This window comes from Cohnella sp. GCM10012308 (genome assembly GCF_042649185.1).
Classification (GTDB): Bacteria; Bacillota; Bacilli; order Paenibacillales; family Paenibacillaceae; genus Cohnella.
In genome coordinates this window covers 109,155-121,856 of sequence record NZ_JBHRYU010000019.1, presented here as the reverse complement: position 1 = coordinate 121,856, position 12,702 = coordinate 109,155, and the positions used below count along the sequence as shown (strand labels likewise).

At 60.4% G+C, this 12,702-nt stretch carries 11 protein-coding genes; all 11 read left to right on the top strand.

All coding sequences use genetic code 11. The annotated features are described in order from the left end of the window. Nucleotides 1-55: 55 nt before the first annotated feature. The 11 genes from ACFOTD_RS20205 (at nucleotide 56) to ACFOTD_RS20155 (ending at nucleotide 12,631) form a co-directional block, all read left to right on the top strand. Nucleotides 56-2,077: an amidohydrolase family protein gene (locus tag ACFOTD_RS20205; RefSeq protein ID WP_378121745.1), complete on the top strand. Its 2,022-nt coding sequence runs from the start codon at nucleotides 56-58 to the stop codon at nucleotides 2,075-2,077. 305 nt (nucleotides 2,078-2,382) lie between these two features. Next, complete coding sequence (locus tag ACFOTD_RS20200; RefSeq protein WP_177244283.1) at nucleotides 2,383-2,685, top strand: MazG-like family protein; 303 nt, start codon at nucleotides 2,383-2,385, stop codon at nucleotides 2,683-2,685. A gap of 7 nt (nucleotides 2,686-2,692) precedes the next feature. Next, nucleotides 2,693-3,598 (top strand): DUF2232 domain-containing protein, encoded by a 906-nt coding sequence (locus tag ACFOTD_RS20195; RefSeq protein WP_378121744.1) that lies wholly within the window; start codon nucleotides 2,693-2,695, stop codon nucleotides 3,596-3,598. Between the two features lie 15 nt (nucleotides 3,599-3,613). Further along, complete coding sequence (locus ACFOTD_RS20190; protein ID WP_378121743.1) at nucleotides 3,614-5,584, top strand: DHH family phosphoesterase; 1,971 nt, start codon at nucleotides 3,614-3,616, stop codon at nucleotides 5,582-5,584. Next, nucleotides 5,581-6,024, top strand: coding sequence for a 50S ribosomal protein L9 (rplI, locus tag ACFOTD_RS20185; protein WP_378121742.1), 444 nt, complete (start codon nucleotides 5,581-5,583; stop codon nucleotides 6,022-6,024). The genes ACFOTD_RS20190 and rplI overlap by 4 nt, the downstream gene beginning before the upstream one ends. Nucleotides 6,025-6,028: 4 nt before the next feature. Beyond that, nucleotides 6,029-7,405, top strand: coding sequence for a replicative DNA helicase (gene dnaB / locus ACFOTD_RS20180; protein WP_090116839.1), 1,377 nt, complete (start codon nucleotides 6,029-6,031; stop codon nucleotides 7,403-7,405). Nucleotides 7,406-7,667: 262 nt separating this feature from the next. Continuing rightward, on the top strand, nucleotides 7,668-8,954 hold the full coding sequence (locus ACFOTD_RS20175) for an adenylosuccinate synthase (protein ID WP_378121741.1): 1,287 nt from the start codon (nucleotides 7,668-7,670) through the stop codon (nucleotides 8,952-8,954). A 218-nt stretch (nucleotides 8,955-9,172) separates the two neighbouring features. Then, on the top strand, nucleotides 9,173-9,598 hold the full coding sequence (locus tag ACFOTD_RS20170; protein WP_378121740.1) for a GntR family transcriptional regulator: 426 nt from the start codon (nucleotides 9,173-9,175) through the stop codon (nucleotides 9,596-9,598). Further along, nucleotides 9,564-10,448 (top strand): ABC transporter ATP-binding protein, encoded by an 885-nt coding sequence (locus ACFOTD_RS20165; protein WP_378121739.1) that lies wholly within the window; start codon nucleotides 9,564-9,566, stop codon nucleotides 10,446-10,448. The genes ACFOTD_RS20170 and ACFOTD_RS20165 overlap by 35 nt, the downstream gene beginning before the upstream one ends. Next, nucleotides 10,438-11,499 carry an ABC transporter permease subunit gene (locus ACFOTD_RS20160; protein WP_378121738.1) on the top strand — a complete coding sequence of 354 codons (1,062 nt, stop codon included), beginning with the start codon at nucleotides 10,438-10,440 and terminating at the stop codon, nucleotides 11,497-11,499. The genes ACFOTD_RS20165 and ACFOTD_RS20160 overlap by 11 nt, the downstream gene beginning before the upstream one ends. 370 nt (nucleotides 11,500-11,869) lie before the next feature. Then, nucleotides 11,870-12,631 carry a hypothetical protein gene (locus ACFOTD_RS20155; protein ID WP_378121737.1) on the top strand — a complete coding sequence of 254 codons (762 nt, stop codon included), beginning with the start codon at nucleotides 11,870-11,872 and terminating at the stop codon, nucleotides 12,629-12,631. Nucleotides 12,632-12,702 lie beyond the last annotated feature (71 nt).

The window sequence follows — 12,702 nt, the reverse complement described above, 5'->3', positions numbered from 1 at the left end:
AGGATGGCATCGCAAGCAGCGGCAGCCATTCGAAGCTACCTTGGAGGCATCCCGCATGAATAAAAAGAAACTATGGAAAGCGATCGGTTATTCGGTCGCGGCCCTGGCGGCAGCTTCGATCGCTGTCGCGGCTGTAAAAGGAAGCGGCAGTCCGTTCGGGTATCCGGCGCGGGACGCCGCTTCTTTGAGTCGTCCGGAAAAAGCGGCGCGGGCGGTCCAAAGCGTAGGCACCAGCATAGCAAGCGGGGCCATGCCGGCCCCCGTGCTTGCCGAGCCCTCCGAAGCGGAGCTGGGTCGCGTGTACGACACCGTCATCGTCGGCGGAAGAGTGATCAATCCGGAGACGGGGCTCGACCGCAGGGGCATCAATGTCGCCGTCCAGGATGGCCGTATCGCGCTGGTAACGGACCGGCCGGTCAAAGGGCGGCGGAAGATCGACGCTCGCGGGCTCGTGGTCGCGCCGGGCTTTATCGACAATCTGTCCTATGACCCGAACCCGCTCGGCGTCTGGAACAAGATCGCCGACGGCGTCACGGCCAACATCGCCATGCACGGCGGCACGGATGCGCCGCGCAAATGGTACCCATACTACGAACGCGCGGAGACGCCGCTCCACTACGGCGCCTCCTTCTTCTATACGAAGGCGCGCAACAAGCAGGGCATCGGCCTGTATACGCCGGCGAGCGGCGCGCAAACCCGGCGCCTTGCAGCCGAGGCGGAGCAGGCGCTGCAGGACGGCGTGCTCGGCATCTCGTTCAGCCTGGAGTACGTGCCGGGAATCGGCGCCGAAGAGGTGCTGCCGCTCATGCGGCTCGCGTACAAGTACAATGTGCCGGTTTATTTTCACGCCAGATACTCCGACATGACCGAGCCGGGCACGAACATCGACGCGATGAACGAGATCATCGGCTACGCGAGGGAGACCGGCGCCTCCGTCCACGTCGATCACATCAACAGCACGGGCGGCACGTTCTCCATGAAGCAGTCGCTCGACATGCTGGCGAAGGCGCGCGCGGAGGGGCTCGACATCACAGCCTGCACTTACCCCTACGATTATTGGGGGACGTATCTCAACTCGGCGCGCTTTGACGAAGGCTGGCAAGAGCGCTTCAGGATCACTTACAAGGACCTGCAGATCGCCGGCACCTCGGAGCGGCTGACGGAGACGACATTCGGTACGTTCAAGAAGGAAGGCAAGCTCGCCGTCGCCTACGCCATCCCGGAGCAGGATATCGAGGACTCGCTGGCGGCGCCCTTCGTCATGATCGGCAGCGACGCCATTCTGGAGCCGGGCAACAACAATCATCCGCGCGCATCGGGCACGTTCGCCCGCACCGTCGGCTTGTACGTGCGCGAGCACCGCGTCATCTCGCTTATGGACGCCGTAGCGAAGATGTCGCTGATGCCCGCACGACGTCTTGAACGGCAGGCCCCGGCTCTGCGGAAAAAAGGGCGGATCGCGCGCGGGATGGATGCGGATATCGTGATCTTCGACTACGGCAAGATCGGGGACCGGTCCACGGTCGAGCGGCCGGAGCTGCCCTCCGCGGGCATACGGTACGTGCTGATCGGAGGACGGGTCGCGCTGGACGGCCAAGGGCTGCACAAGAACGTGCGCGCCGGCGAGCCGATCCGAAGCGAGTTCGTCCGCGTGCCGGAAAGAGGCGCGGGCGTGCTAGAGCTGGCGCAGACGTCGGTGCCGGCGGTGTCTTATCGCGGCGAGGCGTACGCGGACGTCCGGGTGCTCGAAGCGCTAGGCTACGCGCTGAGCTGGGACGGACGCTCGCATAAGTTCGTGGCGGAGGCGGCTGCAAGCGAGAGCCCGGGCCGCGGGGGCACGGAGCAAGACGGTCAAGCCGTCTCGGCGGAAGGCGCGAGGGCCGCGGCAGCAGGCAGGACGGAGCCAGGTCCGGGCGAATTGATGCTGGAGCGCGGGCACCGGCTGACTTGGCCCGAGGGGGAGGCCGAGCTGCTGTCGGTCGGCAGCCGGGACTACGTGCCGCTAGCCGTGTTGAAGCGGCTGGGCTTGGATGTGCGCGAGCGCGGACAGCATGTCTGGTCCGCCGTCGGCTCCTGATTGCGCAGCGCCATGCAGGGGGAGATCGTCTTCGACGGGGCGAAAATCAAGAAGCTGCAACGGGCATAGCCGCATCCGGCGGTTAACCCGGTGCGGCTTTTTGAATTTTGCAAAGGGCAAGAGCTGGGCGAGGAAGGTATAATTGGCGGCCCAAACCCGCGCGCATCCCGCGTTAGACTAGCAAATGCCATTGTGGGAGCGGCGAGTTTATGTGCTATAATGTTGGTTACAGCTTTAGCGCGATATTCGCATACGGCAGCCGTCAGACAGGGATTTTTTCGGAGGAGGGACACGAGTTGTCTTCAATCGATCAGAATCTGGACGTCGCCGGGAGAGCCCGGTCTATCGAATGGCTTAAGAGCGAGGTGCTGGACCAGGTATCCCGTTTGTTCAAGGCCATGTGGGAAGGCAGCACTGCGCGGATCACGGACAGTCTGTCCGGACTCATCGCGAGCGCGTACATCCTTGGCCGCCGGCTGGGCATTTCCTACCGCGACCTCGACAAGGCGGTCGAAGACAAGCTTAGCCGCCTTAAGCAGGAGGGACATCAGCTGGAGGATCAATACCGCGACCTCTCGGCACTGGAAGAACATATTCGCAAGAGGTGAAAACTCGTTGAACACGGCCTTGAAGTCGCTGGCCTGGAGTGCCGTGGCGCTGCTGATGCTGCTTAGCGTCGCTACCCCGTTGAGCGGTATAACGATATTTCTGTTGATGACGCCGATGGTCGTGCTCTATACGATGCTGCGACCCGTTTCGTTTGCCGTCCATATCGCCTGTATCGCCGTATTGGCTTTCCTCATCCTCGGCAGCTCCGGGGCGCTGGCGCTGACATTCGGATTTTTCTTTCTCGTGCCTTCGATCGTCATGGGGCATTTATACAAAAAGCGGGTCGCCGCAAAAACCGTTGTCACGGTGGGCTTTATCATCCTGCTCGCGCAGCTGGTGACCGAGCTTACGCTATTCTCGATTCAGTACGACATCGACTTCACTGCGCAGCTCGCATCCTTCCTGGACGAGCGCATCCAGGAGCTCCAGGCCAGCAACATGCTGACAGGAGACTGGGCGGGCACGGCGCAGGCATTCGGCGAGGCCGTCGTACGCCTGTTGCCGATGCTGCTCATGCTGTGCTCGTTCCTGCTGGCGATCATCACGCACGGCATCTCGCGCAAGGTGCTCGCCTGGTCCGGTATCGTCGTATCCGGGCTGACGCCGATGCGCAGCTGGATGCTGCCCAAGAGCACGGTGCTGCTGTACGTGATCGTATGGATCATTCAGTTCTCCATGCCGGCTAACAGCGCCAACTTCTGGGCGGTGGCATCGGACAATGCCGTGCCCGTGCTGGACTTTTTGTTCCGCATCCAGGCGCTTGCGTTCTTCTTTTATCTGGCGCATCAGAAAAAGTGGTCCAATGTCGTGCCCGTTCTGATCGCGATCCCGCTGTTTCTCATTCAACCGTTGTATTTGATCGGTCTGCTGGATACGGCGTTTCCGCTGCGCCGATATTTTGACAAGAAGTAGGGGAGCGAAGCCACAATGCCCAAATTTCTCGTTCAGCGGTGGCACGGCATGCACAATGTCTGGGCGCTCGCTCTCATCTTCCTGCTCACGGCCGCACTTACATGGTTCTATTGGCCGCTAGGCATTATCGCGCTGGTGGCGGGAGGCGCCGTCGGCGTCTTCTCGCTGCTCGCCGAGCGGGCCTTTCGCAAGGAATGGAACGACTACGTGCTGACGCTGTCCTCCCGCATCAGGGGCGTCGGCACGGAGGTCGTCGGCGGACTGCCTTTCGGAATCATTCTTTATAACGAAGACCGCGAGGTCGAATGGCACAACGGCTTTATATCCAAAATCGCGGAGCGAACGTCCGCCGTCGGCACGCCGCTGTCGGAGCTTTTCCCCGGCATCCAGCAAGCGAAGGAAAAGGATAAGACGCTGGGCAAGTGGGAGACGACGCAGAACGGCCGCGTATATGAGCTCCTGTTCCGCCCGACGGAGCGCATGCTGTTCGTCACGGACGTGACGGACCACTGGACGCTCTCCAAGCGTTATGAGGACGAGAAGCTCGCCATCGGCATCGTGATGATGGACAATCTCGAGGAAGTCGCCCAGGGCATGGACGAGCAGCAGCGCGCGCTCATGCTGTCCAAGGTGACGGGCGAGATCAACGAGTGGGCGCAGAAGTACGGCTTGTTCCTGCGCCGGCTGTCGTCCGACAAGTATATGGTCATCGCGAACCAGGCGGCGCTCAAGCTGCTGGAGCAATCCAGATTCGAGCTGCTCGACGAGGTGCGCGAGATCACGATGAACCTGAAGCTGCCGATGACGCTGTCGATCGGCTTCGCCTCGGGCGCGGACAACATCGCGGAGCTGGGCCAGCTGGCGCAAGGCAGCCTCGATATCGCGCTCGGTCGCGGGGGCGACCAGGCCGTGGTCAAATTCGGCCAGCGGCAGAGCTTCTACGGCGGCAAGAGCAATGCCGTCGAGAAGCGCACCCGCGTGCGCGCGCGCGTCATCTCGCATGCGCTGCGCGATCTCATGAAGGAGAGCGACCATATCATCATCATGGGCCACCGGATGCCCGATATGGACTCGATCGGCGCGGCCATCGGGGTGCTCAAGGCGGCGCAGCACGTCGGCAAGGAAGCTTTTATCGTGCTCGAAGGCGTGAATCCCGCGATCCAGCGGATGATGCATATGCTCAAGGAAGACGACAAGCTAATCCGCCGCTTCATCACGCCCGAGCAGGCTTCGCAGCTCACGGGCAAGCGCTCGCTGGCGGTCGTCGTCGATACGCACCGGGCGTCGATGGTCGCCGAGCCCAAGCTGCTCCAGCAGACGGACCGGGTCGTCATCGTCGACCACCACAGACGCAGCGAGGAGTTCATCGAGGATGCGGTTCTCGTCTACATGGAGCCGTACGCTTCCTCAACCTGCGAGCTGGTGACCGAGCTGCTCCAGTACATCCACGAGCGCGTCGTGCTCGACGTGCGCGAGGCGACGGCGCTGCTTGCCGGCATCACGGTCGATACCAAGAGCTTCGCGATGCGCACGGGCTCGCGTACGTTCGAGGCGGCATCTTTCCTCCGGCGCAACGGCGCAGATCCGGCGTTGATTCAGAAGATGCTCAAGGAAGATCTTGAAGAATACATCAAGAAGGCGGAGATCATCCGCAACGCGGAGACATACTTCGACTATATCGCGATCGCGGTCGCCGATCCGGCGAAGCCGGTACCGCAGCTGCTGATCGCGCAATCGGCCGATACGCTGCTCAATATGACGGGCATCAAGGCATCGTTCGTCATCGCCCAGCGCCCGGACGGCACGATCGGCGTCAGCGCCAGGTCGCTCGGGCAGATGAACGTGCAGGTGGTCATGGAGCGTCTCGGCGGCGGCGGCCATCTGACGAACGCGGCTTGCCAGGTGCAGGGCACTGTCCAGGAGGTCGCGGCGAAGCTTAAGAAAGTGCTGAACGATATTAACGGGGAAGAGGGTCTTTTCGAATGAAGGTAATATTCCTGCAGGACGTGAAGGGTCAAGGCAAGAAGGGCCAAGTTAAAGAAGTATCGGAGGGCTACGCGCGCAACTTCCTGCTGCCCAAGGGCTACGTGCAGATCGCGACCGACGGCGCCAAGAAGACGCTCGATCAGATCCAGGCATCCGTCGATAAGAAAAAGGCCCAGGAGAAGGAAGACGCGAAGGCACTCGCGGTCAAGCTCGGCGAGATGAAGATCGTTATCAAGGCGAAGGCCGGCGAGGGCGGGCGCCTGTTCGGCGCCATCACGAGCAAGCAGATCGCCGAAGCGCTGGAGAAGCAGAAGATCACGATCGACAAGCGCAAGATCGAGCTCGACGAACCGATCCGCACGCTCGGCATCACCCAGGTGCCGCTCAAGCTGTACCCGGACGTCAAGGGTATGCTGAACGTGCAGGTCACGGAGGAGTGACGGCATGAGCGAACGGGGCGATCAACTGACGTTCGATCGCGTACCGCCCCAGAACCTCGAAGCGGAGCAGGCGGTACTCGGCGCGATTCTTCTCGAGTCCGAGGCGCTCATCACGGCGATGGAGCGGCTGAACACCGAGGACTTCTACAGCGTCGCGCATCAGCGGATCTTCGAGGCCATGGTCGACCTGAACGAGGACAATCAGCCGATGGACCTCATCACGATCACCGCGACGCTGCGCGACCGCGGCCAGCTGGAGGAGGTCGGCAGCGTCTCGTATCTCGCCAAGCTGGCGAGCGCCGTGCCGACTGCGGCCAACGTCGACTACTACGCGCAGATCGTCGAGGAGAAGGCGATGCTGCGCCGGCTCATCCGCACGGCGACGCAGATCGTCTCCAGCGGCTACGCCTCCGAGGACGACGTCGGCGCGCTGCTGAACGACGCCGAGGCGCGCATTATGGAGCTGTCCAACCGACGGGCCGCTCACGGCTTCATCAGCATTCGCGACGTGCTCATGGACGTATTTGAGCGGGTCGAATTTCTCTTTAATCACAAGGGCGGCACCACCGGCATCCCGAGCGGCTTCATCGATCTCGACAAGATGACGTCCGGGTTCCAGCGCAACGACCTTATCATCGTTGCCGCCCGTCCTTCGGTCGGCAAGACCGCCTTCGCGCTCAACATCGCCCAGAACGTGGCGGTGCGCGCGCAGGAGACGGTCGCGATCTTCAGTCTTGAAATGTCGGCCGCGCAGCTCGTCCAGCGGATGATCTGCGCGGAATCGAACGTAGACGCAGGACGGATGCGGACCGGCTTCCTCGAGGGCGACGACTGGGAAAAGCTGTCGATGGCCATCGGTTCGTTGTCCGAGGCGCAAGTATATATCGACGATACGCCGGGCATTACTGTAGCGGAGCTGCGGGCCAAGTGCCGCCGACTCAAGAAAGAGAAGGGGCTTGGCATGATCCTGATCGACTATCTGCAGCTGATCCAGGGCCGCGGCAAAGCCGGGGAGAACCGGCAGCAGGAGGTCTCCGAGATCTCGCGTACGCTCAAGCAGATCGCGCGGGAGCTCGAGGTGCCGGTCATCGCGCTGTCGCAGCTGTCGCGGGGCGTCGAGCAGCGGCAGGACAAGCGTCCGATGATGTCCGACCTTCGGGAATCGGGATCGATCGAGCAGGATGCCGACATCGTCGCGTTCCTGTACCGGGATGACTACTACAATCACGATACCGAGAAAAAGAACATTATCGAGATCATCATCGCCAAGCAGCGTAACGGTCCCGTCGGCACCGTAGAGCTCGTCTTCCTGAAGAACTTCAACAAGTTCGTCAGTCTGGACCGGGCTCATGGGGAAGCGATGGTCGGCAGCGCTTCCTGATGGCGAAAATCCGAACATTTCCGAACGATCACGGATACCCTATCCGAATCGTTCGGTTTTTTTATTTGACTTGAACGCTTTAGCTTGCTAAACTAGACAATGCCGCGATAGCGGCCATTTGCCGTCCATCGGGGGAGAGCACTCTTCCCGGTGCGTTGTCGCGTGCGCTTGAAGTCGGAGCCCTCGGCATCCTCGCATCCGTGCGGGCGGCACTAATCATGCCGGCTGGCCAAGTGCCAAGAGGCCGGATGGAGGGATTGCATTGTCTACAGTAGTTGTTGTAGGAACGCAGTGGGGAGACGAAGGCAAAGGCAAGATTACGGACTTCCTGGCGGAAAAGGCAGACGTCGTCGCCCGCTATCAGGGGGGCAACAATGCCGGGCATACGATCCTCATTCAAAACAAAAAGTATAAGCTGACCATGATTCCTTCCGGCATTTTTAACGAAAACAAAGTATGCGTCATCGGCAACGGCATGGTTATCAACCCGGCTGCGCTGGTGGAAGAACTCCAATATATCCGCGATAACGGGTTCAGCACGGATAATCTGCGCATCAGCGATCGTGCGCATGTCATCATGCCGTACCATCTCGTGCTTGACGGACTCGAGGAAGACCGCAAGGCCGACAACAAGATCGGCACGACGCGCAAGGGCATCGGCCCTTGCTACATGGACAAAGCCGCGCGCAACGGCATTCGCATCGCCGACCTGATGGATGCCGAAGAGTTTACGCTCAAGACGCGCCGTCTCGTGGAAGAGAAGAACCAGGTCATCGAGCAAATGTACGGCGGCGAGAAGCTGGACGCCGAGCAGATCATCGCCGAGTACCTCAAGCTGGCCGAAGAGCTGCGCCCGCTCGTTACCGACACGTCCGTCGTCCTGAACGACGCGATCGACGCCGGTCAGAAGGTGCTGTTTGAAGGTGCCCAGGGCGTCATGCTCGACATCGACCAAGGCACGTATCCGTTCGTGACGAGCTCCAATCCGTCCGCTGGCGGCGTGTGCATCGGTTCCGGCGTCGGTCCGTCCAAGATTCAGCAAGTTATCGGCGTGGCCAAGGCTTATACGACGCGCGTCGGCGACGGTCCGTTCCCGACCGAGCTGCATAACGATCTAGGCAACTGGATCCGCGACAAAGGCCACGAATACGGCACCGTCACGGGCCGTCCGCGCCGCGTCGGCTGGTTCGACAGCGTCGTCGTCCGTCATGCCCGCCGCGTGAGCGGCATCACGGGCCTGTCGCTCAACTCGCTCGACGTGCTGAGCGGCCTTGAGACGGTTAAGATCTGCACCGCCTATAACTACCGCGGCCAGCTCATCGAGCATTATCCGGCCAACCTCAAGATGCTCGCCGAGTGCGAAGCCATCTACGAGGAGCTCCCGGGCTGGAGCGAAGACATCACCGGCGCCAAGACGCTGGCGGATCTGCCGGAGAACACCCGCCGCTACGTGGAGCGCGTCTCCGAGCTGACCGGCATCCCGATCGCGATCTTCTCCGTCGGCCGCAACCGCGAGCAGACGAACCAGGTTGCGGAGATTTACGCTTAATCGGAAGCTGCGCATCCCATAGATCCTCATATTCTCAAGCTCTCTCGCCATCCCTCGGGGATCGGCGGGGGAGCTTTTTTATGGCTAAAAAAGAGGTTTGCAAGTACCATTCCACAAATGTATAATGTGTACTAGTTAAAGTGGTACACATTAAAATCATACACGTAACAAGATGCATGTAACAATGATACACGTAAAGGAGCTGACTCGGTTGCCCTATGATACGCATCGATGAGAGAAGTCCGACGCCGATCTACGAGCAGATCGTGCAGAACTTCAAAGCGCTGATCGCGAAGGGTGCGTTAGCGGAAGGCGACCGGATCCCCTCGGTACGGGAGCTGTCGGCGACGCTGCTCGTCAACCACAACACGGTGGCCAAGTCTTATCAAGAGCTCGAACGGCAAGGTGTCATCGTATCGCTGAGAGGCAAAGGCGCATTCGTGGCGAAGGCTGCGGAGGAGCCGGGCATGGAGCGGGAACGGCTGCTGCGATTGCGCGCAGAGCTGCGGCGCATCGCGGTCGAGGCGCATCATCTGGGCGTCGGAAGCGATCGCCTGCAGGCATGGCTGCAGGAAGAAATCAAGGAATACGGCAAGGGGAGGGAATCCGATGCTGACGGTGCGTCATCTGAGCAAAAGGATTGACGGCAAGCCCGTGTTGACGGAGGTTGACTTTGAGCTGGAAGCGGGTAAGGTGGCCGGGTTGATCGGACGGAACGGCGCCGGCAAGACGACGCTCCTTAAGATCATGTCGGGCATCCTCGACCCGGACGGCGGCGAAGTGCTGTTCGACGGCCGCTCCATCCACCGCGAGCCTGAGACCAAGCGGGAGCTGGTGTTCCTACCGGACACGCCGGAGGCTTGGTACGGCTATACGGGCTGGGGAGCCGCCTATATGTTCGGTCAGATCTATCCGCGCTTCGACCCCGCCTATTTCAAAGATACGATGCACCGGTTTGGCCTGCCGCTCGACCGCAACATACGTCATTTCTCCAAAGGCATGCGGATGATGTTCAGCACGGCGCTAGGCTTGGCTACGCGCGCTAGGCTCGTGCTTCTGGACGAACCGACCAACGGAATCGATCCGATCGCCAAAAAGCAGGTGCTGACTTTACTCATGGAAGCCGCTGCGGACGGCATGTCGCTTGTCGTTTCCTCGCACCTGCTGGAGGAGCTGGAGCGGATGACCGACGCGATATGGATCCTGCGCTCGGGCACCGTCGAGACGCATGCCTCGGAGGGCGCTGCCGAAGGCATCGTATCGAAGCTGCAGGTCGTATTCCAAGGCGAAGCGCCCGAAGCTTGGCTGCGCTCTCCCGACGTCCGGGTGCTGGATCATATCGGCCGCGTGTACACGCTGCTGCTGAACGTGGCTTCCGGAAGCGCGGCCGCCGCCGAGCTGGAGGCGATGAGTCCGTTGCTGGTCGAGCCGCTGCCCGTGCGGCTTGAGGATCTGTACGTTTGGAAGCTTGGAGGCGAGACGTATGCGAACTAAATCATGGTGGAGCGGCATGCGGCCGCTGCTCGGCAGAGAGTATGCGCAAGCGCGTCTTTTCATTTTCGCAGTGCCGATCGTGCACTTTCTGGCGCTGGGGCTGCCGCGCATGAATCAGTGGCTCTGGAGCGGTCAAAACATGGATCACTTCGATCGCTTTCAGATGAATTTTGTGCACGGCGATTTGTACCGATACGTGTACGATAACGGCACGCATGAGGTAGCAGGTCGATTCTGGCTGCTGTTGGCGGCATTCGTGCTCGCGCTCGTACAGCTCGGCGTCGAGCGGCGCAACGGCTCGCAGGAGCTGCTATTTTCGCTACCCTACGCGCGCAACCGGATTTTTTTCGCCAAGTGGCTGCTCGGCGCCGCATTGTTCGCGGGCTCGCTTTTTCTAAATACGCTCATTGACGCTGCTGTATTGGCGCTATCGCCAGCTTCGGAATTTTTGCGGGCAGACTATTATGCCGTCCAATTCGGTTACTCGCTGCTTGTCGTGCTGGCTGGCTATTCCTGCGCGCTCCTCATAGGAACGGTGACCGGCAGCGTCGCGTCCCAGACGATCCTCACCTGGGTGCTGGCCGCGTTACCGATCGTGTTCGTCGAGCTGCTGGATTCCTCGCTGCAGGCGCATGGCATCCAAATGTCGCGTCGCGGGGGATACGATTCCTACTCGCCGATCATGTGGGGAGACCGCGTCCGTTCGTGGTTCAACTTTTTTAATTATTCCTCCATGCAGTATCTGGACATCAAGTGGGGAAAAGCGTTATTCCTGCTCGTGCTGTCGCTCGCTAGCTTAGCCCTGGGCCAGTTCGCGTACAGCCGCAATCCGACGGAGAACAACGGCAAGCTGATGATATTCAAAAGTGCGGAGACTGTGCTGCGTTACGGCTTCGTTCTCTGCGCGTCCATGGTGGCGGGCATGCTGGGTACGGAGCTATTCAGGCTCAACGCAGGCGATCAACTGGGCTACGATATCGGCTTTGTGCTCGGATGCGCGCTTAGCGCATGGGGCATACGCAAGCTGCTGCGCATGAGATTCAAATATTAGGCTGGTGCATGTGGTGGCTATATAGCCTGTTTACGCCGTTTTAAGGATATCCCCTTCGGTCAGGGAACGGATCTCCGTTACTGATGGAGGGGCTATTTTCGTATCTGGCTTTTGGCGACCATTTTGTATTTACAGAGAGGAGTTGCATGGGTTCCTGTTCGAAGGGGATATCGTTAAAACGTGCAGCAGAGTCATGTTCCTGAACGAGGGGGATATGGTTAAAACGCTGCGCTAAAGCTCGTTCCTGATTGAGAGGGATACCGTTCAAACGCAGCGAATCGCCATCATTATTTGTCCCGGACGGAATGCCGCTCCTGCTGGTTGCCCATACTGATGCTATGAAACTTCATAGATTCGGAGGGCACGCATCATGTGGAAATGGATCCGCTGGGCGGGACAATTAATCGGAGCGACGCTGCTTGTCAGCTTCTTGAGTATCTGGACGACGGGTTATATCGTGACGAGCTACGTGCAGACAGCGTTGGCGGATTACGGCATTGCGCTCGATGAGCAGCCATTCGCGATGAGCGGCGTGTGGGGCAAGCTGTGGGGAGCGGATGGCGAAAAGAAAGCGGCGCAAGGGGAAGCGGAATCTCTGGAAGGAGACGACGGGAACCGCGAGGCAGCAGGTACTTCCGAGCCGAATGCGACTGCGACGCCCGATGCCGGTGCGGAATCGAGCCAAGGGGAACCGGATGCATCCAGCATGGGCACGCCTGATACGGATGCGGCTTCCGGGGACGACGCAGCTACGCCGGACGCCAACGCGGGTAGCGTGCCATCGCCGGAGCCGGGACCGGAACCAAGCGGTTCGGTGACGAATGGGGAAGCCGCAGCTTCGCCGGACACTACGGACGATGATGGCTTGCAAGGCGACGGAGCGGTACCTGTGTGGAACGGAGAAAACGGCTCGTCGGCGGTCTCCGGACTCACGGACGAGGAGAAGCAGCAGATCTACTCGGTCGTCGTCAGCAAGCTGACAAGCGATCAGTTGTCTCAGCTGACAGGGCTGATTCGCAACGGCTTGAGCGCAGAGGAGGTACCCCAGTTGGAGGCATTGCTGAAGCCCATATTGAGCGACAAAGAATACGCCACGATGCTGGAGGCGCTGAAGGTTCCAGAGGCGCAGTAGACTTTTAGATGAGAGAATTCTAAGCCCCGTTTCATTGATAGCCCGATAGACGCTATGCTACAGTGTTGAAG